Origin of the sequence: Staphylococcus sp. GDY8P131P (assembly GCF_017891975.1) — a bacterium.
GTDB classification, from domain to species: Bacteria; Bacillota; Bacilli; order Staphylococcales; family Staphylococcaceae; genus Staphylococcus; species Staphylococcus nepalensis.
Genome location: NZ_JAESKF010000014.1, coordinates 1,630 through 24,170, shown reverse-complemented (window position 1 = coordinate 24,170; position 22,541 = coordinate 1,630). Strand labels below are relative to the sequence as shown.

Annotated in this window: 16 protein-coding genes and 2 pseudogenes; 11 read left to right on the top strand and 7 right to left on the bottom strand. The window is 32.9% G+C overall.

What is annotated here, in order from left to right:
• Position 1: 1 nt before the first annotated feature.
• From melB to KA894_RS10600, 3 genes are all read left to right on the top strand, one after another.
• Positions 2 to 1,393, top strand: coding sequence for a melibiose:sodium transporter MelB (melB, locus tag KA894_RS10610; protein WP_096808150.1), 1,392 nt, complete (start codon positions 2 to 4; stop codon positions 1,391 to 1,393).
• Positions 1,394 to 1,408: 15 nt separating this feature from the next.
• Complete coding sequence (locus tag KA894_RS10605) at positions 1,409 to 4,384, top strand: glycoside hydrolase family 2 TIM barrel-domain containing protein (protein ID WP_119488077.1); 2,976 nt, start codon at positions 1,409 to 1,411, stop codon at positions 4,382 to 4,384.
• Between the two features lie 205 nt (positions 4,385 to 4,589).
• Positions 4,590 to 5,411 carry a poly-gamma-glutamate hydrolase family protein gene (locus KA894_RS10600; protein ID WP_232165045.1) on the top strand — a complete coding sequence of 274 codons (822 nt, stop codon included), beginning with the start codon at positions 4,590 to 4,592 and terminating at the stop codon, positions 5,409 to 5,411.
• 217 nt (positions 5,412 to 5,628) lie between these two features.
• Here the strand turns inward: KA894_RS10600 and KA894_RS10595 are convergent, their stop codons facing one another.
• Complete coding sequence (locus tag KA894_RS10595) at positions 5,629 to 6,849, bottom strand: MFS transporter (protein ID WP_245337210.1); 1,221 nt, start codon at positions 6,847 to 6,849, stop codon at positions 5,629 to 5,631.
• Positions 6,850 to 7,101: 252 nt separating this feature from the next.
• Between KA894_RS10595 and KA894_RS10590 the strand changes: the two are divergent.
• Positions 7,102 to 8,811, top strand: a pseudogene (locus tag KA894_RS10590) (ABC-ATPase domain-containing protein).
• Between the two features lie 275 nt (positions 8,812 to 9,086).
• On the opposite strand, the gene KA894_RS10585 reads toward KA894_RS10590, so the two are convergent.
• The gene (locus KA894_RS10585; RefSeq protein WP_096808154.1) at positions 9,087 to 9,296 is read right to left on the bottom strand and encodes a helix-turn-helix domain-containing protein; all 210 of its coding nucleotides are present in this window, start codon (positions 9,294 to 9,296) and stop codon (positions 9,087 to 9,089) included.
• 12 nt (positions 9,297 to 9,308) lie between these two features.
• Entirely contained in the window at positions 9,309 to 9,953 is a 645-nt protein-coding gene (locus KA894_RS10580; RefSeq protein ID WP_096823735.1) for a DUF2975 domain-containing protein, read from the bottom strand.
• Positions 9,954 to 10,143: 190 nt separating this feature from the next.
• Here KA894_RS10580 and KA894_RS10575 point away from each other — a divergent pair, with 190 nt between their 5' ends.
• The 3 genes from KA894_RS10575 (at position 10,144) to speB (ending at position 13,696) form a co-directional block, all read left to right on the top strand.
• Positions 10,144 to 11,037: a LysR family transcriptional regulator gene (locus tag KA894_RS10575; RefSeq protein ID WP_096823736.1), complete on the top strand. Its 894-nt coding sequence runs from the start codon at positions 10,144 to 10,146 to the stop codon at positions 11,035 to 11,037.
• Positions 11,038 to 11,298: 261 nt separating this feature from the next.
• Entirely contained in the window at positions 11,299 to 12,690 is a 1,392-nt protein-coding gene (locus KA894_RS10570; protein ID WP_390173760.1) for an MFS transporter, read from the top strand.
• A 31-nt stretch (positions 12,691 to 12,721) separates the two neighbouring features.
• Positions 12,722 to 13,696, top strand: coding sequence for an agmatinase (gene speB / locus KA894_RS10565; RefSeq protein WP_103373225.1), 975 nt, complete (start codon positions 12,722 to 12,724; stop codon positions 13,694 to 13,696).
• 124 nt (positions 13,697 to 13,820) lie between these two features.
• Here speB and KA894_RS10560 read toward each other — a convergent pair whose 3' ends face one another.
• Together KA894_RS10560 and lqo are read right to left on the bottom strand one after the other, a co-directional pair.
• Complete coding sequence (locus KA894_RS10560; RefSeq protein ID WP_096808158.1) at positions 13,821 to 13,922, bottom strand: SE2200 family small protein; 102 nt, start codon at positions 13,920 to 13,922, stop codon at positions 13,821 to 13,823.
• A gap of 227 nt (positions 13,923 to 14,149) precedes the next feature.
• On the bottom strand, positions 14,150 to 15,640 hold the full coding sequence (gene lqo / locus KA894_RS10555) for an L-lactate dehydrogenase (quinone) (protein ID WP_119488201.1): 1,491 nt from the start codon (positions 15,638 to 15,640) through the stop codon (positions 14,150 to 14,152).
• A 433-nt stretch (positions 15,641 to 16,073) separates the two neighbouring features.
• On the opposite strand from lqo, the gene KA894_RS10550 reads away from it, so the two are divergent.
• Both KA894_RS10550 and fadH read left to right on the top strand, forming a co-directional pair.
• Positions 16,074 to 16,283: a zinc ribbon domain-containing protein gene (locus KA894_RS10550; protein WP_107644178.1), complete on the top strand. Its 210-nt coding sequence runs from the start codon at positions 16,074 to 16,076 to the stop codon at positions 16,281 to 16,283.
• 185 nt (positions 16,284 to 16,468) lie between these two features.
• The gene (gene fadH, locus KA894_RS10545; RefSeq protein WP_119488202.1) at positions 16,469 to 17,233 is read left to right on the top strand and encodes a 2,4-dienoyl-CoA reductase; all 765 of its coding nucleotides are present in this window, start codon (positions 16,469 to 16,471) and stop codon (positions 17,231 to 17,233) included.
• A 248-nt stretch (positions 17,234 to 17,481) separates the two neighbouring features.
• Here fadH and KA894_RS10540 read toward each other — a convergent pair whose 3' ends face one another.
• Together KA894_RS10540 and KA894_RS10535 are read right to left on the bottom strand one after the other, a co-directional pair.
• Positions 17,482 to 19,008 carry an SLC13 family permease gene (locus tag KA894_RS10540; RefSeq protein ID WP_259340363.1) on the bottom strand — a complete coding sequence of 509 codons (1,527 nt, stop codon included), beginning with the start codon at positions 19,006 to 19,008 and terminating at the stop codon, positions 17,482 to 17,484.
• Positions 19,009 to 19,742: 734 nt separating this feature from the next.
• Positions 19,743 to 20,813: a hypothetical protein gene (locus KA894_RS10535; RefSeq protein WP_119487837.1), complete on the bottom strand. Its 1,071-nt coding sequence runs from the start codon at positions 20,811 to 20,813 to the stop codon at positions 19,743 to 19,745.
• Between the two features lie 374 nt (positions 20,814 to 21,187).
• Between KA894_RS10535 and KA894_RS10530 the strand changes: the two genes are divergently transcribed.
• Together KA894_RS10530 and KA894_RS14740 are read left to right on the top strand one after the other, a co-directional pair.
• On the top strand, positions 21,188 to 21,697 hold the full coding sequence (locus KA894_RS10530) for a YfiT family bacillithiol transferase (RefSeq protein ID WP_096808174.1): 510 nt from the start codon (positions 21,188 to 21,190) through the stop codon (positions 21,695 to 21,697).
• 445 nt (positions 21,698 to 22,142) lie between these two features.
• Positions 22,143 to 22,541, top strand: a pseudogene (locus KA894_RS14740) (transglycosylase); the annotation flags it as partial.

The following is a 22,541-nucleotide window of genomic DNA, read 5'->3' as shown; positions in this document are numbered from 1 at the left end:
AATGAATAGACACTTAACAGGCATGCAAAAATTTTCTTTTGGGTTCGGTGCCATAGGTAAGGACGCCATCTTCAACATTGTTGGTGTATTTTTAATGTTTTATATCACAGACATTGTCGGTTTAAGCCCAGCGTTTGTGGGTGTAATGCTTTTTGTTGCACGAATATGGGATGCGATTAATGACCCAATTATGGGGGTGATTGTCGATAATACACGGAATAATTTTGGTAAATTTAAAACTTGGTTAGTAATCGGAACGATAGTGAATGCTATTGTTACAATTTTATTATTCACAAACTTTGATTTACCACAAACTGCGATGTATGTGTATATATCAATTATATATATTGCATGGGGCATGACTTATACGATGATGGATATACCGTATTGGTCTTGGTTGCCTAATTTAACGCATAATCCTAGAGAACGTGAGGAAATATCCGTAATACCAAGATTTTTCGCAAGTTTAGCTGCATTTACTGTAGGGACATTTGGTTTATTTTTTATACATAAACTCGGTGATATATTTGGTAAAGGTAGTGATTCAATAGGTATTTTTGTATTTGCGGTTATTTGTAGTGCTGTTTTTATATTCACAATCGGTGTCACAGTATGGAAAGTACCCGAAGATAAAGAAATGGAACAACAAACAGGTATTAAGGTGAATTTTAAAGATATTGGTAGAATTTTATTTAAAAATAAAGAATTATTAGCAATTATGGGTGTTTTACTAACATTTAACCTTTGTTTGCAGACACTAAATGGTTCTATTATCTATTACTTTAAATATGTAGTAAATGCAGAGCATTTATTTGCTATTTTCAATGCAATGATTCTTTGTGAAATGCTCGGTTTATTAATGTTACCACGCTATATCAAATGGGTAGGGAGAACCAAAGCTTTTAATACTTCAATTACACTCATCATTGTAGGTTTATTATTTATTTTAATTTCAGGTTTTGTCGCACCACAAAACGTAATAACTGTAATTGTAGGCGCAGGCTTACTACGCATTGGGTCAGGATTTATGATTGGTATTACAACGGTGTCATTAGCAGATGTTATCGATTACGGTGAAGTTAAATTTGGACAGCGTAATGAAAGTGTAATTACGTCAGCGAATACATTTTTAACAAAAACTTCACAAGCTGTAGCTGCGCTTATTGTAGGCCTTGGATTATCCATTTTAGGCTATACACCAAATGAAGCGCAAACAGCGCTGACAATTAATGGGCTACGTATTTTAATTATCGTATTGCCTATCATTTTCGTAATTTTAGCTGCATTTTTATATCATAAAGCTTTTCATTTAAAAGGTGATTTCTTAACGGATATAGAAAAGACACTGCAAAACAAGCGTCAGAGAGAACACAAAGAACGTATGAGTAAATAAAGGAGGAAATAATCAATGATAGAACAACAATTTCATGAAAATATAGATATTCAACATGTAAATACTTTGCCACGTCGTGCATTTTATATACCTTATCAACCAGGAGAGGCCGCTTATCGTCTAGAAACACGTTATCAAACTAATAATGTAACGTTATTAAATGGAGATTGGCGCTTTGAATATTTTAATACATTGGCAGACTGTTTGAATGCGACGAGGGAAGTGGATAAACATCATATTCCCGTGCCGTCAGTTTGGAATTTATATGGGTATGATCAAATACAATATTTAAATACACAATATCCGATACCATTTGAACCGCCGTATGTACCTAAAGAGAATCCATGCGGCCGTTATACACGCTCATTTGAAGTGACAACATATGATGAAAAAGGTGACTATCATTTAAATTTTGAAGGCGTAGATAGTGCGTTTTATGTATGGATCAATAATCAATTTGTTGGTTATAGCCAAATTTCTCACTCGATTTCTGAATTTGATATTTCCAATCTGATTCATGATGGTATCAACACGATTCAAGTACTTGTTTTAAAATATTCAGATGGCACGTATTTTGAAGACCAAGATATGTTTAGACATTCAGGTATCTTTAGAGATGTCTATATCTTAAAACGTGCAAAAGCACGTATTAACGATTTTAAAATTGAAACACGTGTCAATGAATTGCTAACTCAAGGCGCAATTGACGTTAAATTAGAAGATAAACAAGATTTGGAGAAAGTTAAGGCACACGTATATAATCCTAAAGGCGTGCTGATTCAAGAAGAAGATATTTCAAGCAACTATAGCTTTACAATTGAAACACCACAATTGTGGTCAACTGAAAATCCAACACTATATACTGTGACACTTTCTACGGAAACAGAAGTTATTACACAAAAAGTTGGTATCAGAGAAATACAAATCAAAAACAACCAATTTTATATCAATGGCCAATCTATTAAATTTAGAGGTACTAATTATCATGATAGTGATCCTCAAACAGGTTATGTGATGAGTGAATCACAATTTATGAAGGATTTAGCATTGATGAAACAAGGCAATTTTAATTCGATTCGTACAGCACATTACCCTAAATCGCCATTATTCTATGAATTAACAGACCAATATGGATTTTATGTGATGAGCGAAGCAGATTTAGAAACCCATGGTGTTGTTAGGCTTTATGGTGATGAAAATACAGATAACTTTAACATTATTACGGATGACCCGCAGTATGAAATACCAATAATTGAACGCATTGAAGCATCGATTACGCCGTTAAAGAATTATAGTTCGATTGTATCTTGGTCTATGGGCAATGAATCAGGCTTTGGTGTGAATATGGTCAAAGCTATGGCACACGCAAAAACATTAGATGCGACACGCCCATTACATTATGAGGGCACTTTCCATAGAGACAAGTCAAAATCATATGATTTATCAAATGTTGAGATGATTAGTAGAATGTATCCTTCACCAGAAGAAATAGAAACAACATATCTGACAGACCCCAGTTTAGATAAACCATTTATTCTTTGCGAATACGCACACGCAATGGGGAATTCCCCTGGTGACTTGCACGCTTATCAAACACTTGTAGAACAATATGATAGTTTTATTGGCGGGTTTGTATGGGAATGGTGTGATCATGGCATCCAAGTTGGTCAACATCATGGTGATCCTATCTTTAGATATGGCGGAGACTTTGGAGAAAAACTGCATGACGGTAACTTCTGTGTTGATGGTATTGTTTTTCCTGATCGTATACCGCACGAAGGATATTATGAATTTAAACACGAACATAGGCCTGTCAAAGTAATACATGAAGCGGACGGTATTTTAAAATTACGTAATCAACTAGATTTCAGTAGTGTAGAGCACTATTTAACTATTGAAGGTACAGCGACTTATTTAAGTGGTGACAAAAAGCCGTTTGAAATTATGATGAATAACTTTGGACCACATAGTATAAAAGATGTTGATTTAAGTGACTATATTGAAATGAGTGAATTAAGTGATGTGTTATTACGTTATAAATTGAAAAATGAAGAACCGTTACGCCACAATCATTTTGAACTAGGTCATGACCAAATTGTCTACCAACGACAACCAGTTGGATATGATACTACTCGAGAAAGTGGTGAATTAAGTTATAAAGAAAATAATCAAAGTATTACCATTGCAACAAATGATAGCCAATATGTATTGAATAAAGCAGATGGTAGCTTAGCATCTGTTACCCATAAAAATGAGATTATTTTAACCCAACCTACAAAAAACAATGTTTGGCGTGCGCCTATAGATAATGATATTAATATTAGAAAAGATTGGGCGTATTTAGGGTATTATGACGCAATCACTCGCATACGTGATTATAAAATTGTAGAAACTGATGATGCGGTCAGTGTTATTTTTGAAATTGTAATAATTAATGATGTCGTCCCTCCTATACTACAGGGGGCAATGACATGGACAGTGTATAATGATGGACGTCTTAACGTGAATTACGATTTAGAAAAAGATACAAAAGGGCCATTTTTACCTAGGTTTGGTTTAGCTATGGTTTTGCCAAAAGCATTTGAATCAGTAACTTATTACGGCAGTGGACCATTTAGTGGTTACCCAGACAAAGGCGTAGCGAACTATTTAGATTATTTCGAAACAACTGTTACAGATAACGGTGGTAATCATATCAAACCACAAGAAACAGGCAGTCATAACGGTACAACTTATGCAAACATTTCAAGTGACCAACATCAAATTGTGGTATCCAGCGAACAACCATTCAGCTTCAATGTAACACATTACACATTAGAAGAACTAACGCATACAACGCATAAAGATGAACTAGTAGAAGGCGATACTTATCTATATATTGATTACGCGCAAAGTGGTATCGGCTCGAATAGTTGCGGACCAGAATTAAGCGAAGCTTACCGTTTAAACGACAAATATATCCACTTCCAATTTGAATTGAGATTTAAATAAATGAAGTAAGACTCCCCACAAAACACATTTGATTTTGTGGGGAGTTTGTATTTTTATAATCTCTACGTCTAATTGAAAAATTTAATTATGGTTTAGATATTTTAATAAAGTAAGTGGTAATACATAAATATAAAATAACTAAAATATTTTAGTTTGATTTAAATTCACATTCAACATATCTGTATCTATAATAAGGGGGTTAACCATGAGGAGAAATATTTTAAAGAAGTATTTTAAATTGAATCAAATGATTATCGTGAGTAGTTTGTTTATATTAAATGTTTTAGGTATTTTGATTTTTAACTCAAATAAAAGTAATGCATCTGAAACACACAACATTGAAAATCCAAACACCATAAATGCATACCATATTAATTATGAAGTTGCTAACCGAAATCCTGATAAATATGAATCTATGGAAGAGCTCCAAAAAGAAACAAATGAAGGTGTTGATTGGAAAATCAACACAGAAAAAAATGACAGCGATACAATTATTGCAGCTATGCATGGAGGCGCAATTGAACCAGGTACTACAGAGTTAGCAAAATATACTGCCCGACTTGGCAACTATGATTATTTTTCGTTTGAAGGTATTAGAAGTGAAAATAACTCTGAATTACATGTCACATCAGTAAATTATAATAATGACGTATTGCACAACATGGTTTCAGATAAGCAATATAGTGTAATGATCCATGGTTATAAAGGGGATAAAGCGATTGCTTATATAGGAGGTAAGGATAAAGCATTACGTTTAGAGATAACGGATGAATTAAAATCCAAAGGAATTAAAGCAGAAGAAGCGCCTGATTTAATTGAAGGTCGTGCAAATAGTAATCCAGCCAATATGAATGAAAAAGGAGAGGGCGTACAAATTGAAATGACAACTGCTTTAAGAGAACAGTTATTCTCTAATAATGATTTAAGTAGCCAATCGAGAAGTGACGAGTCTAATTATAGTGCGACTATGTTAGATATGGCCAAAGCAATTAATCAAGCAATTAACAAAGTGAAAATAGAAGAATGACAAGAGATTCAACTCAATTTTATTGAAGATTATAATTAGCCTAATTTGAAATAAGTCAATCGAATATATTATTTATATATAATTATAATAAGTGATGAACAACAAAAATGACTAGATTTCGAATAAGATGTATCAAAACGCTCTAAAACCTAGTCATCATATGAAAATACTATGTTTATTAAACGAGAAGACTATGAGTATAGCCCAATGCTTAAAATTAGCTTACTTTTATTTTATTGTGCTCTCTTAATAAAAGAGCACAAATAAATCCGATAATGAGTAGGCCAGCTGCTAGGTAGAAGCCAGTTGCCATTTTGCCAGTTAAATCGGTTAAGTAACCTGTTAAATAAGGCGCTAATATAGAAGCGGTCATACCAATAAAGTTATAGACGCTAAAAGAAGTGCTCAATGCATGTTTAGGCGCATTGGCTGATACCACAGCGATGAGCACAGGGTTAGTACTTATTTTTCCAACAACACCATACCCAATTAAAGCGATATATAAAACCCATAAATTATTAAACATCACTATAGATATTGTGAAAATAAATGCTAATGGTAACATGATAATGAGCACTGGACGACGTCTACCTAAACGATCAGATAACCAACTAAAGAATAAAGAGCCAGGTATCGCTGCCCAAGGTACAAGTGACGCGACAAAAGCGACTTGTGCGCCGCTAATACCTCGTTCAGTTTCTAAGTAAAAAGGTAACCATGTGATAATCATAAAAAAACCATAAATAGAACAGAAAATAATAATATACGCTAAAATAAGGTTTCGATTTTTAAACAAACTTGAAAATTTAAATGGTTCTTGAACCGATTCATTAGAAATGGTGATTTGCTTCGGGCGTTCTTTGATTACTTTATACATAAGCAAAGCTAAGATAAGCACTGGAATGCCCATAATAAAGAAAGGTACACGCCAATGCATACCAAACTCTTGAACCGTATAACTTGAGATAAAATATCCAATGGATGTCCCAAAAGCCATGCCACTATTAATCAGTGCGCTACCTAATGTGATATGTTTTTCAGGGATTGCTTCCGAAGATAGGGCATATTGTGGCCCATAGTACGCACCTTGTGCTAGGCCTACCATGAGCCAAGCAAACATGAATAGGAAGAAAGATGGCATCATACCGGTAACGGCGGTAAATATACCGAAAATAAGCATGCTAGGTACAAGTATTGTCTTACGACCGACTTTATCTCCTAAAATACCTGAAGGAATTTGCGTTAATGTGTAACCAATAAAGAAGATACTCATAATTAAACCTAACTGTGCATTGTTTAATGAAAATGCCTGTTTGATGTCTCCCATAATAGGATTTAGAATAGTTCGGGCAGTATAAATCACGAGCCAACCAAACGTGAAAATAGTAACTAACTTAATCCAATATGTTTTATGGATGGGTGTTGTTTCTTGTTGCATATAAGATACTCCTTTCATAAGTTTATTCAATTTGATAGTAACTATTTTCTGGGAAATAGGCTTTGGTAAAACTGACGAAAATATTGTGTGAAATTGAAATAAATTACATCTTTTAATTTTTAAATTAAAATTTTTAAACGATTCACATTTGCACTATAATGTAATGATTTTGATACGATAGATAGTTTCAACTAATTGCTAACATGGGTATAAAATAACAAAGCATTAACATAGGTTGAAGGAGTGTGCGTGTTGAAAAATGCATTGGAATTTGAAAAATTATTAAAATCGTTAGATGGGCAAAAATATGGCGCATATAAACGGCTCAAAGGTGAATATCAATTTGACCATTTTCGTTTAGCTATAGATCATATACAAGCAGATCCATACGCACCACCATCTAAAGTACGTGTCAAAATGAAGCGAGATATTGCTAAAATACCTAATGAATTATTAGACTCATCGGCTAAAATCATTGCTGTCTCTGATTTTTTAACAAGAACGTTTAGCGATCGCATTAAATCCATCCTTAAATCTGATCAATTTTCGAAAAAAACTCCAGATATTGTTATAGATCATTGTGGGCAAGAGATGTTAAAACGGTCCTCTGTAATCATCAATAAATGTGATATTGAAGTCCGTTTTGAAGTTGGTTTACCAGCTGCTGGAAGGAAGATTTTAGGAAAAGTAGCTGATCATATATTTCTAGATTTATTACCCAAAATAGTAGAACAATCATTATTATATAAACATGTGAATCAAGCGGCCTTAAATGAACAAGTGACTTTGTTTACAGACCAAGTATTTATACGTGAAACACTTGAACATCAACATTTAGTCGCTTTTGTGGCTAATGATTCAATATTACCGAGAAAAAGTGGTGTATCTGGCAAGCCATTACCTGGTGCTGTTTTATTCCAAAGCCCTGAAAAATTTGAAATTCAAATGACTTTACCCAGTGGTAAAATAGTTAAAGGAATGGGTTTACCTGAAGGTATAACGTTGATTGTAGGCGGTGGCTTTCATGGCAAGTCTACATTACTTGAGGCCTTAGAGCGTGGTGTATACCATCATGTACCTGGGGATGGTCGTGAAATGATAATTACACGTGAAGACGCAATGAAGATTCGCGCAGAAGATGGCCGTAGTATTGAAAAGGTGAATATAGAACCATTTATCAATAATTTACCAGGTAAAAAAGATACGACGCAATTTTCTACTGAAAATGCCAGTGGTAGTACATCACAAGCTGCGAACGTAATGGAAGCTTTAGAATCACAAACATCATTATTGTTAATAGATGAAGACACCTCAGCGACTAATTTTATGATTAGAGATACTAGAATGCAAAAATTAATAGCGCCGGACAAAGAGCCTATTACACCCTTTGCTAATAAAGTTAAGCCTTTGTTTGAAAATCATCAGGTTTCAACGATTTTAATCGTAGGCGGTTCAGGTGATTATTTTGAAGTAGCTGATCAAGTACTTATGATGGATGAATATATACTAAAAGATGTTACAGATAAAGCTAAAGCAATTGCTGAGACAGATAACTATCAACCAGGACATTATCTTCATTATCAATTTGGTGAAATACCCAAATGAATTCCATTAAAATCTAGCTTTTCTAATAAAGGCAGAGACCAACGTTTTAAAGTGAAAGGTATGCATACAATTTTATACGGTAAAGCACGTATCGATATTTCTGGTTTGGAGCAACTTGTCGACTCAAGCCAAACCAATTGTTTAGCCATGATGATTGATTATTATCAAAGTAATTTATTAAATGAACAAGACACTGTGTCTCAAGCAGCTGATAAAATTTTTGAACTTATTGATGAAACAGGATTAGAGGTTATCTCACCTCATGATGGACATCCTGGTAACTTAGCATTGCCTAGAAAACAAGAGTTCTGTGGCGCCCTTAATCGCTATAGAGGATTAAAAATTAAAGGTAAGTAAGTATAAGCGTGTCCAAGCATGAATACTTGAGACACGCTTATTATTTATAAAAAGCATTATAAGCAGGTGAGGAGTCTGAGGCCATACACACGTGAGCCTACCAGTTAAGATATAAAGCTGTATAGCAACGTGTAATCTAACTGCACATATAATATGCTCCTTGTTAATCGCTTTTTAAAGAAAAATTTATGATAAGTCTTATCAAACTATAGTCCGCCATAGTAGAATGACCAGCCCTTACAAAGAGAATAAGATTTCTGTTCGTTATTCGTTGCTCATGATTCATTATCAGTATATTCTATAATATCAGCAGGTTGACATTCTAGTGCTTTACAAATGGCATCTAGAGTAGAAAAACGGATTGCTTTTGCTTTTCCTGTTTTTAAATTGGATAAATTTGCTACTGTAATATCAATTTCGCTTGCTAATTCACTAAGTTTCATTTTTCTATCGGCTAATATGCGATCTAATCGAACTACAATCATTTATAAAATCTCCTAAACAGTATAATCAAATTCATCTTGCAAAAATGCACCATATTTAAATACATTACCAATCACCCAAATAATAATACCAGCAAATATAAGCGTGAAATTGAAATTAAAAAAGAAATCACTGAAAGTTTCGATATCTTTATCGATGAGTGCATATAATTTACTATTATGTCCTAAAAAATGATACATCGCAAAATTGCCAGCTAGTTTAATAATGGATTCAAAGAGGCCTAATAATACGAAACAGTATGAAATTAAAATAATTATCTTAGCATTCTTATATGTAAAAATATAACCTCTACTCACATTTTTAAGCCATTTTCTTATTTGATCAATAATTACAATATACAAAGCGGTTAATAGAGCCATTAATAATAGTATTAATATAACAGATGGTTTTGAAAAAGTAATACTATTTAAATCATAATTTGTAATATTTTGCGCAGTTACGCCTAATGAATCAACCCAAAAAGATTTATCTGCTTTATCGAGTTGCGTATTGATAAATGAAGAGGGGATGATTAAAATTGCGATTATTGCTATAAAAATTGGTAACATAATAAGCGTGGTTAATACTAAAGCGATAGTAGCGATAACAGTTAAAGTTTTTACTAAAATATTAAAATGTTTGTTATTAATTGTAGTCATATCAATTCTCCTTTTTAATTTTCTATCTACATTATATCCTAATTTTATCGTTATTCAATACTTTTTTATCGAATAGCGATAAAAATATGTTTTTAATTCTCAGCCAATACTCGGATATTATAAAAAAAGAAAATATAATAATAATAATGTAGAATGAGTATAAGTGTTTTAAGCAAAGGGGGATTGCTTTGTGCAAGAAGAAGATTATAAAATTTTAGCGATGCTTAATAAAGAACAAAGTTTTACTAAAGCTGCCAAACGATTATTTATGTCTCAACCATTACTTTCCTATAGGTTAAAAAAAATTGAAAAAGATTTTGGGATTAATATAGTTGAAAAAATGGGAAATCAATTTAAGTTCACACCTGAGGGAGAGTATCTAGTCAAATTTTCTAATAAAGTTTTATTTGAAATTCAAAATTTAAAATCAAATATTAATGAACTTCGAGAAAATTTGAAAGGTAATATGAAACTAGGAGCAAATACAAATTTTGCTATATATACAATGCCAGAATTAATCCAACAATATTATCAAGCCTATACAGATATTTATATATCTATGACAAGTGGTTGGAGTATCGAAATTTTGGAACAAATGGAAAATAATGATCTTGATGTGGGGATTTTAACAGGTGACTATGATTGGTATGGTCAGAAAATATTATTGAAACGTGATCCATTAACAATTATTAGTAAAAAACCGATAAGTTTGAAACATTTACATCAAGAATACCGAATTGTTTATAAATCACATCAAAATTTCAACACCTATATTGAGCTAGAAAATTCAATTACTAAATCAATCAATGATTGGTGGAATGAACGTTACGATACGTACGCTAGAAACATATTTCAAGCTGATAAAATTGAAATATGTAAAAAATTTGTAGAGAAAGGTATGGGATATGCTATCGTTCCTAAATCATGTATTTTAGATAATGATTCGTTTTATACTAAGGATTTGAAATTTAAAAACGGTGATAGTATCACAAGAAATACATGGTTATTGTATAGAGAAGAAGCAATGAATAATGATATAAAAAACTTTATATCATTTTGTAAGATATATTTTGAAATAGAGTAATTTAAAATAGCGTTAAGTGGTTTTTTAAGCTGCTTAGCGTTTTATTTTTTACTATTTGTAATCGTTTTTATAAGCGCATAAAGAAATTTTATAACCCTCTGTACTTTATAACAAAATCACCTAAATAAACACTATGATATCAATACTTTTTAAAAAAATATCCGATTATAATTTGTCAGACTATTCAGAAACAAAGTTGCTGAATTGCAAACATGGTGCTAAACTTCAACTAATTTGAAGGAACCTTCAAATCAAAGGGGGATTGCCATGAAAGCTAAAAGACAAATAGATTTGTATATTTTAGGCATGGTTTTGGCAATATTAACATTTTGGCTTTTTGCACAATCAATGATTAATATCATTCCAACAATGCAAAAAGATCTAAATGTTTCGTCAGGTATTTTAAATATTTCCACGAGTCTAACTTCGTTATTTTGTGGGTTGTTTATTGTAGTCGGCGGAGGTATTTCAGATAGACTTGGTAGAAAGAAAATGACTTACGTTGGTTTAGTTATTAGCATCGTCGGTTCATTACTTGTCATTTTGGCAAGAGAACCTGTTTTATTGATCTTTGCAAGGGTGCTTCAAGGTTTATCTGCGGCACTTGTGATGCCAGCTACATTAGCATTGATTAAGACAACATTTCAAGAAAGTGAACGACAACGTGCCTTGAGTTATTGGTCATTTGGTTCTTGGGGCGGTGGCGGTATAACTACATTTGTGGGTGGATTAATCGCTACCTATTTTGATTGGCGAATGATATTTATTCTTTCTATTGCGATTGCAGTCATTGCGATGGTCTTATTGAAAAATATAGAAGAAACGAAAGTTGCTAAAGCAAATAAAGAAAAATTTGATATTATTGGCTTTTCAATTTTTGTAGTTACCTTATTAGTTATTAATATTATTGTGACACAAGGACAAGACTTAGGATGGACAAGCTTTCCTATTGTGGCATTATTCATTGCATCTATCATATTAACATGCATATTTATCTTTTTTGAAAGAACAAGAAAACATCAATTTATAGATTTTGAGTTATTTAAATCTAAACCATTTACTGGTGCTGTACTTACCAATTTCTTGCAAAATGGTATTGCTGGAACCATTGTTGTAGCGAACACATATATTCAGATTGGAAGAGGCTTTACGGCTTTTCAAACAGGGTTACTGACGTTGGGCAATATTATAGCTTTATTGTTGATGATACGCGTAGGAGAACGATTATTACAGAAAATTGGCCCTTATAAACCAATGTTTATCTCAATTATTATAGCGAGTGTAGGTATGAGTTTTGGAGCATTAACATTTTTGCCTAATTTACCATACATTATCGTTGTATTTATTGGATTTTTAATTGCAGGTATTGGTATTGGTTTGTATGCAACGCCTTCATTAGATACATTATTGGTTAACGTAAACGACGACAAAGTAGGGATTGGTTCAGGTATTTACAAAATGGCTAGTTCTTTAGGTTATTCATTTGGTATTGCTATTTCTACCGCAATATATACTTCATTTGCTGAACTGTTTCACAATGAACACTTGGCGGGCGCACTTGGTATGTTAACACCATTAGGTTTCGGCATTATTTCAATTGTTATTTTGATGGTGACAATGTATGAGAAGTCTATGAAAGCTGATTGTATATAAACACATTTTAATTAAACGGGGGTATTTTATTATGATGAAACCAGAAGAAAAACAAACATTAAATTTACCATTTACAGGTATTTGTACATTTGGTAAATATCCAGTGTGTGATAATATTGAAAAATTATCAGATATTAACGCAGATGTGGCAGTAATTGGTGTGCCTAACGATATGGGAACACAATGGAAATCAGGCGCTCGTATGGGGCCACGTGGCGTGAGAGAAGGTTCTACACTATATAGCTTTGGTCTAGAAGGTGCTTATGATATTGAAAATGATATCACATATTTAGGGCCAAAATGGAAAGTATTTGATGTAGGTGACGTGGATATCGTGCATGGAGACATTATGCAAAGTCATGATAACACCGAAGCAACATTACAAAAAATTGTTGATAAAGGTGTCATGCCAGTCATTATCGGCGGAGATCATTCAATTACTGCTGCTACAGGAAAAGGTGTTGAAGCTTTGGGACCATTCCATGTGTTGCAAATCGATGCACATTTAGATTGGGCTGACCATCGTTCAGGACAAAGATACGGTCATGGCAGTTGTATTAGAAGGTTGTCTGAAATGGATCATGTAAAAAACATATACCAATATGGTATCCGAGGCATTAGCAGTAGTTTAAAAGAAGATGTAGATGCGGCTCGTGATTATGGTGCAACTATTTTGTCGCCGAAACAAATGCGTGAAAAGGGTCCTGAAAATTTAGCTGCATTAATTCCGGAAGGCGAAAAATTATATATTACAATTGATATCGATGGTATTGATCCTTCTATTGCACCTGGCACTGGTACACCATCTCCCGGCGGTTTACTTTATGACGAAGTGAATGAATTATTAAAAGCAGTAGCAAAACACAATGAAGTAGTCGGGTTTGACTTAGTAGAAGTGGCACCTGTTTATGACCCAACTGGTATGACAGGTCAGACTGCCGCACGTATTATGTTGGATTTATTGAGTTATGTATTAAAAGAAAGAGAGTTAAAAGGTGAGAGATAAATAGGGCGTATATTATAAAAAAAGCATGGCTATAGACGACCACAAGTTTATAGCCATCTTTTTGCGGTACAGTATAAAAAAGCCGTCACAGGTGAAACTACCTTGTGACGGCTTACAAGCTTTATTAATATTCAATATTTGGCGCTTGGTTTACATGTTGTTGATAACGTTTAAGGCCTACGAATGCTAATGCACCTATGGCCACAACAATTAATAATTTTTTCATAAATTTCGCTCCTTTAAGTGAATCAATGATAACAAAGTATCTTTAAAAAATGCCAATGAACAATAGACATAAGAAACCGATATGATTACTTTAATGACTCAATTTCTAGAGACATTTAGAACAAGATGTATCAGAAATGAGCCTATGAGTGTAGGTTCATAAATAGGTGTTTAATCGTATCTTAGTCTAAGTTCATTTTAGATTTTCACACTTAAGCAATCAAAAGTCTATTCGTAATAGTTTAATTCAAGATCTTTTGAAGTTTGACGACGTGTTTTTCTCATTAAATCAACGTCATCAATTAATGATTTACCATAAGAAGGAATCATTTTTTTGATTTTAGGTTCCCAGTCATTTTTATATTCAGAGAAGTTTTTCTCTAATACTTCTAATGCAACTGATACAGAAGTTGATGCACCTGGTGACTCACCAAGTAATGCAATGACAGAGTGATCTTCAGAATTTACAACTTCTGTTCCGAATTGGATGAATCCTTTGCCGTATTCTTCAGTATCTTTGATTACTTGAACACGTTTGCCTGCAGTATATAACTGCCAATCTTCATCACGTGCTTCTGGGTAGAAAGTACGCAAGTGATTCATGCAACCTTCTTTTGTCATTAAAATTTGATCAAATGAATATTTAAGTAGCGGTAAGTTTTTCGCTGCCGCTGCTAATAATGTTGTGATGTTATATGGTTTAACAGATTTAAATAAATCTAAGTTTGAACCATATTTTAAGAATTTAGGACCGATACTTGCGAATGGTCCAAACAATAGTGTTTTTTGACCATTAATGAAACGTGTATCTAAATGCGGTACAGTCATTGGTGGCGTGCCTGGCGGTTCTTTACCATATACTTTGGCACCATGTTCTTCAATAACATTTGGATTTGTACATGTTAGGAATTGGCCTGTGATAGGGAATCCGCCTAAGTGTTTACTTTCAGGAATACCTGTTTTTTGTAGTAATGGAATAGCGGCACCACCAGCACCGATAAATACATAATCCGCCAATTGTGTTTGTGTTCCACCAGTATTCACATTACGTATATGAACTTCCCATTTACCGTCATTACGTTGATTGAAATCAAGTACTTCATGATGATATTGAACCTCTACATGCGGGTCTTTTTCAAGGTTTGCTGCCATTTTACGAGTTAATTCACCAAAGTTTACGTCTGTACCTTCATTAATTTTACTGGCAGCCATAATATCGCTTGCGCTGTGACCTTGCATCATTAATGGAATCCATTTTCTCATTTCTTCTATATCTTCAGTATATTCGATATTATCAAACATAGGGAAGTTTTTCATAGCTTCGTAACGGTCTTTTAAAAACTTGACGTTATTTTTACCTCTTACAAAACTGATATGTGGTAATGGGTGAATGAATTCTCTAGGATTTTCGATATACTTATTTTTAACTAAGTGACCCCAGAATTGTTTAGAGATTTCGAATTGTTCATTAATCTCTTTTGCTTTTTCAATGTTAATTGAACCATCAGGTTGCTGAACTGTATAATTTAATTCACAAAGTGCAGCATGCCCTGTACCTGCGTTATAACGCTCGTTTGAACTTTCCTCACCAGGACGATCTAAACGTTCGTATAATTTAATATTCCAATCCGGTTCAAGTTCATTAAGCATAGAACCAAATGTAGTACTTAATACGCCGGCGCCAATAAGAATGACGTCTTTTGACTCAGTTTTAGCCATAGTTCCTCACCTTTCATTCTTAATAACATCAGTAACAGTGTGTCACACATTGTCACTCATCTTATGTCTTTATTTACTATTATATTACGCTATTCTTACATGTAAAAATACATATTAGTCATAGAACATATTCTACTATGGAATACGTCGATATACATATAAATATTTACCCTATATTATGCATATAAATCATAGTATAGACATTTATAAGTGCTGTATAGTAATTTTACATTATATTGTCAGGAGAGTACAAGTGAATACATTAACAGTAAAAATTATTGAAGATTAGGAGAAAATTGTGAAAAGCAGAAAAGCAATTGAGCAAATGAAATAATTTATTAAAAAATAATAAAGTTTTAAGTAGATGAAATGTTTAGCGCAATGTTTGAAGTGTTATAGAAATTACATAATATTGAGAAGGGAAGACATAATAATGGAAGATACAAAAGGTTGTATTAAATGTGGTAATACTGAAATTGAAGAAGGCACGTTATCTGCTACCGGTTCAGGGTTATCTAAAATATTTGATGTTCAACATAACAACTTTACGACGATTACTTGTTCAAAGTGTGGGTATACGGAATTTTATAAAAAAGATAAAAACAGAACGACTGATATGATTGATTTATTCTTTGGAGGATAAATCAATCTAAAAGGTAATATATTAAAAAGACCTTAAGGTTAGTGTTACGAACTGGTTCTAGGTAATGAAGTATTTTCCGATAGCTAAATTTAGATATTATTTTATAAGTAAAACACACTAAACTTTGTTATACTTATCATTAAAATGTAAGCGCTTACTAAATCAGTTTGTAAAGGAGACTACACATGAAAGATAAAGTGATTATGGTTACAGGTGGTAGTAGTGGTATGGGGAAAGCAATGGCGAAGCGGTTTGCCCAAGAAGATGCTAATGTAGTTATAACAGGTAGATCGTTAGAACGTTTAAAAGCTACGAAAGAAGAAATTGAACAACGAAAAGGACAAATTTTGTGTATTGATATGGATGTACGTGATATTGAACGTGTGCAATATACCGTAGATGAAACCATTAAACGATATGGCAAAATTGATGGTTTAGTCAATAATGCAGCTGGAAATTTTATTTGTGCTGCAGAAGATTTATCAACGAATGGTTGGAATTCTGTTGTAGATATTGTTTTAAATGGGACGTGGTATTGTACGCAAGCTGTTGGTAAAAAATGGATTGAACAAGGACATAAAGGAAGAATTATCAATATGGTAGCGACTTATGCTTGGCGTTCTGGTCCGGGTGTTGTACATTCCGCCAGTGCTAAAGCAGGTGTATTAGCTATGACTAGAACACTAGCTGTAGAGTGGGGAGCTAAATATGGTATTGCTGTAAATGCTATCGCACCAGGGCCTATAGATAATACAGGGGGTTCAGGAAAATTAAGTTTATCAGAAGAGGCGAGACAACAAACACTGAATAGCGTGCCGTTAGGTCGTATGGGCGAACCTGAAGAAATTGCAGGATTAGCTAAATTCTTATTATCAGAGGAAGCTAGTTACATTAATGGTGCTTGTATGACGATGGATGGCGGTCAGTGGCTCAATCAGAATGCGTTTTAAAATAATACTAAAAGGAAGCGGGCCAATGAACACATTTTATAAAATGTGTTCATTGGCCTACTCCTGGTAAGAATAGCTAGGAAAAAAGAATACAAAAGCTGAAACGCTTGTATAAGCATATTTTCCATTCGATTATCTACTGTCATCACGGAGTTTAAGGTTAAAACATTGTTTATGTTTCCCCCTCTTTTCTTCATAGCTACCCTTAGTATATTTATAATTTATACCAAAAAGACATGATTTGTGTGTTAAATTAACCCAAGCCAATGCCAATAAGTCACACTCAGTAAAATAATAAGTAAATAGCCAATAATGCTTATAGGTATGCCGGTTTTTAAGAAATCTTTAACAGTAAAAGTTTCTGTGCCATACGCTAACATGGCTTGTGGTGAGCTTACAGGTAATAAAAATCCAAAACTAATAACAAATTGTTGTATTAGTACAAAACCAATAGATTGATTTCCTAAATCTAGTGTAGTAGTTAGCGAAATGAAAACTGGAATTAGGGCTGATGCTAAACTTGTCGCGCTAGCGAAACCTAAATGTATTAAAATATTGAAAAGCGCAATTAATGCAATTATAACCACGATGGGATATTGATTGAGCCCCATCATGCCAAAAGTTTGGTCGCTTAGCCATTGTGCAGCTGTCGTTTTTAATAGTGCATTACCTAATGAAATACCTACGCCGAAAACAATGATGGTGCCCCAGGGTATACGGCTCTCGGCTTCTTTCCAAGTCATAACGCCTATTTTGGGCGTTAACATAATAGCTAAAGCCAACAGTATAATGGAAGACGAATCGATAGGGTGGAAGACTTTTTCAGTAGACCAAAATATTAATAACATAATAGAAATGGTGATTAATCGCCATTCTTTTCCTGTTATTGGTCCCATTTCTTTTAATTGTTGCTGAATTAATATTTTACCCCTAGGGAGTTCTTTTTCTTCAGGTGGCATAATCTTAAGCATTATAAAATAAAGTGCAATAGACATTAAAATTGACCATGGCCCTGCATATAAGAACCATTGTCCCCACGAAATGTCAGTGCCGAGTTGATCGTTTATAAAACTGATAGCAACGATATTTTGTGCTGCTGCTGTTTTAATACCAATATTCCAAATTGAGACGGCCTGTACAGCAGTTATGACTAAAAGGCCGGCTAGTTTACTTTGTTTAGAAACGCCAAATGCTGCTATCATACCTAATAAAATCGGAATAACTGCACCAGCTCGTGCAGTAGCGGAAGGTACGAAAAATGCTAAAAATATAGCTACTAATATTGTTCCGAGAACAATACGGTTTGTCTTATTGCCTGCTATAGACAAAATGATGAGAGCAAGACGTTTATGTAGTTGTGTAATCTGCATCGCTGTTGCCAAAAACAATGCTGCTGCAACTAATGCGAGTGCACTTGTTGCAAACCCACTAAAGGCCAGTTTTAAAGCGTTTCCCGTTCCAAAAAGTGCATCGTCTTTTAATAATACGCCATTTGATTGAGGGTTTCCTAAAGATTCAGATAAATTTTGTACAGGGCTGAAACCAAATAACAATATTATTAAGGCAACAATCATAGTCGCAGAAACTGGATAAGCGACTGCTTCAGTTACCCATAATATAACTGCGAATATTAATATAGCTAACGCGCTTTTAGCCATAAACGGTAAGTTTTCTGGTGTTGGTAAAAACATCACGATTGCTAATACAACAATGCTTGTTATTAACCAAAAAGGCTTAAAACGAGGTGTTGTCTTTATTGCTGCATTTTTAGTCACAAATATTTCCTCCCTTGTTAAAGTATTCACAATAAGGATACAAATATTATTAAGTTGTTTCATTATATTTGAGAAAAATTCATAAAAGTTTGCGATTTATTGATGATACCGTTCGGTTGTTTTTATTCATTTTTTCCGTGAAACGTCGTTGAAGGCATGACCGAACATAAGTATTAGACAACGTGGGGTGCTAGTAATTGTAGGATAATAAGTTAACTCAGATTGGCTAACAAATGTTGATTAGATAGTAAAGTTATTTAGAAAATAGGATGTTGGTGTTAGGAAGTGACCAGGAGAAGCAAAATTTTTCAAGTTGAGTAACAGTAATTGATAATTATATTAATAAAATTACGAAGAGGCCAGTAAGTAATAAGCATTACCAAAATAAGTTTAATAATGAAAATGAATAATCATACGTTATTTTATAGTGTACTGTGATGCCAATTTAAAAGGTTTTAAAAATTTTATTGTAAGGTTATTTTTAATTTAGGCATCTATGGTTAATATAAATATAAGGCTAGAACATGAACGTTCTAGCCTTATATTTATATCCTAAGCTTATTATGATATTTTTGAATGATATCTAATTATCAAAATTAAAGTGAAATAAAAAATAGAGAATCAGTGATTATACTTTAGAATTTATCATTTATAACATCGTACTTATTTATATATAATTATTTATTACGCCTGTCATTAATATAAAATTTAGCACAAAGAAATAGTTGAAGTTTTTATAAACTTTCAATAATGTGTTTTTCTTTATTTTTAATTTCTTCATCGTCAATGGTTTGTTTATAGAGATTAGTGATAGCTTTATGCTTTTCTTTAGCTTCTTTTAGAAAATGAGCGGCTTCTTTCCAAGCATCTTGCCATTGCTTAGTACCTTCAGCGATTTCATTTGCGTATTTTTCATCTATCTGATTATCTATAATTGATTGGTAAGTATCTACGATTTCGTCTCCAGAACGTTCAGGGTCATAATTATGTGGTGCTGTACTATCAAAGGCAGCAACACTTAATTCGGGTATAATAATCATATCTAAACTATCAGGATCAAAGTCACAATGATATAGCTCGATATCAAAGCCATTTTCAATAGCTTGAGACACAATTTGTTTAAGCAACGTGGATTTACCTGAACCTGGGCGACCTTTAATAAAGAAACGTTTGGTTAGATTACTTGTTAGGTTTTGTACAAAATCAAAATTACCATTTTCAGTAATGGTATCAAAGAATCTGTGTTTAACAATACTTTCTTTCTCTTGATAAGATTTTCCGAAAATATTTTCTAAAATTTGATTGTTAAGCGCTTGTGCTTTTTCAATATCAATGGAAGTACTGAAATAGAATTCTACATTGTCATGTAATTGTCTTGATTTTTTAATGTGAGTAGCATAATTTTCTAATAATTGTTCTTTTTCATTAAACAGACTTTTGATATCTTTTAAATCGTTTTGAAGTTTTGAATGGTCTACTGCAGTGGCTAAATCTACGGTTTCACCTGAAATATAAGGCAGCGCTGGTTCCATAGGATAAGGATAATTACCGTCAAAAACACCTATATTTCTATCTAAAACAATAAGTCCATCTAGCGTTTTAAAATCAAATGAACTATAAATGAGTTCTATAGGTCTTTGTTCTCCCTCAAGGTAATTTGCAATATTTTTTAATACTTCAGATTTACCATTTCCAGGCACACCTTTTAAAATGTATATATAATTTAATGATTGAGCTTCATTGTTAAAATAATGATATATACCTTTGCCACTATTACTTGATAAGAAAAATGATTTATTTGTCATGACAGACATCCTCTCTTATTTAAGATACAACCCCATACTAATACTGTGAATTTCTGCATGTAAATAAATAGGGTTTTATTAACAACGAAACATTTCCTTTTAACTACAATTTTGATGCATTGAGTTTACTTCTGTAGCACATACTTGTTTGAAAAAGCAGAATTGATCATATAATTTGAAATAATATTTTTGGATATGAATAGATACTTTATATCTAATATAGAAATAGATAAAATTTCACTCGAATAAACTGATACTAAGATAACCATATAAAGAATCAAGTTTAAATATTGTTGAAAAGGTAATAGCAATACTAATGGTGAAAAAGAGTAATGTTGCTATAGAAATATTTAAAATTAAAAAAGGTGATAAATATGAATGTTAGATTTCCTATTGGTGAATTAGAATTACCTAATAATGTGACATTAGAAGATGTTCAAGAATGGCTGGGAGACATTGAAGGGTATGTACACCGTTTAAGACAAGTTGTAGATGATTTAAATGAATCAGAATTAAGCAAGCAATATCGTGAGGGAAGTTGGACAGTACGTCAACTTGTTCACCACATTGCTGATTCACAAATAAATATGTATCAACGGTTAAAACTATCTTTAACAGATAATAATCCAATGGTGGAGCCTTTTATACAAGATGAATGGGTCGAGTTGGAAGATAATAACCTTCCAGTGGAATGTTCACTTAGAATAATGGAAGGTATCAATGAACGTATTGTAGCTGTTGGTCATACTTTAACTACTGATGATTTGAAACGTACATTTACGCTTAAAGGAGAAGGTAAGAATCAAGTTTCCGAACAGATTGCTAAGTTAGCATGGCATGAAGCACATCATTTAGCACATATTAAAATAGCATTATCAAATTAAAGGGAGTTATGTTATCACTCAAATATAATTATTTGAGTGATGTTTTTATGTGCCAAAATATATTTTAGAGAGAGCGTTATAATAAGTAAATTGAAATGTACAAGGTAAAATTAATTGAATATATATTTTTTAATTGGAGATAGTTGTCACACTAATTACATTTATATTACAGAGTGTATACATACAAAAATATCTTTGTTGACTTTTGCAATGGGATTTTTCAAAGAAACGTTTTGTTTTAAAATACAATTTAATGTAATTAGTATGTAAAACGGATAAGGTTTTTTTAATTTCATTGTAACCTACAAGTATTTTATAGATGTTATAGTATTTACTGGAAATTGGTTGAAACAACATTGTTTTTTACAAAAGTTGGATTTCAATATCATGCGAAAATAAATTCTTAAAAATATAAAAATTAACTTGTAGGAGGACTTATTTAAAAATGAAAAAAACAGTAGTAGCATCAACATTAGCAGTAGGATTAGGTGTAACAGGATTTGCAGCAGGAAACTCAGCAGACGCAGCTGAACAAGGTGTAGACAAAGCACAATTAGCTCAATTAGCACAATCTAATCCAGAACAATTAAATGCTTCACCAGTACATGAAGGTTCATATAGCTATAACTTTAATCAAAATGGTTTAAACTATAATTTTGAATCTAATGGTCAAACTTGGTCTTGGAGCTATGGTGAAGGTTCTAGTTCAAATGACGTTTCATCAGAACAATCTACTAATGTAGAACAACCACAACAAACTGAGCAAGCATCAACTGAACAACCAGTTCAACAAGCTGCGCCACAAACTGAGCAAACACAACAGCCAAAACAAGAAGCTACAACA

Bases quoted from the DNA above. Each gene is read 5' to 3' on its own strand.
- KA894_RS10530 (WP_096808174.1), top strand. From the start codon at position 21,188: ATGAATGTTAGATTTCCTATTGGTGAATTAGAATTACCTAATAATGTG.
- KA894_RS10580 (WP_096823735.1), bottom strand. From the start codon at position 9,953: ATGACTACAATTAATAACAAACATTTTAATATTTTAGTAAAAACTTTA.
- KA894_RS10605 (WP_119488077.1), top strand. From the start codon at position 1,409: ATGATAGAACAACAATTTCATGAAAATATAGATATTCAACATGTAAAT.
- KA894_RS10560 (WP_096808158.1), bottom strand. From the start codon at position 13,922: ATGAAAAAATTATTAATTGTTGTGGCCATAGGTGCATTAGCATTCGTA.
- KA894_RS10585 (WP_096808154.1), bottom strand. From the start codon at position 9,296: ATGATTGTAGTTCGATTAGATCGCATATTAGCCGATAGAAAAATGAAA.
- speB (WP_103373225.1), top strand. From the start codon at position 12,722: ATGATGAAACCAGAAGAAAAACAAACATTAAATTTACCATTTACAGGT.
- lqo (WP_119488201.1), bottom strand. From the start codon at position 15,640: ATGGCTAAAACTGAGTCAAAAGACGTCATTCTTATTGGCGCCGGCGTA.
- KA894_RS10595 (WP_245337210.1), bottom strand. From the start codon at position 6,849: ATGCAACAAGAAACAACACCCATCCATAAAACATATTGGATTAAGTTA.
- fadH (WP_119488202.1), top strand. From the start codon at position 16,469: ATGAAAGATAAAGTGATTATGGTTACAGGTGGTAGTAGTGGTATGGGG.
- melB (WP_096808150.1), top strand. From the start codon at position 2: ATGAATAGACACTTAACAGGCATGCAAAAATTTTCTTTTGGGTTCGGT.
- KA894_RS10535 (WP_119487837.1), bottom strand. From the start codon at position 20,813: ATGACAAATAAATCATTTTTCTTATCAAGTAATAGTGGCAAAGGTATA.
- KA894_RS10550 (WP_107644178.1), top strand. From the start codon at position 16,074: ATGGAAGATACAAAAGGTTGTATTAAATGTGGTAATACTGAAATTGAA.
- KA894_RS10600 (WP_232165045.1), top strand. From the start codon at position 4,590: ATGAGGAGAAATATTTTAAAGAAGTATTTTAAATTGAATCAAATGATT.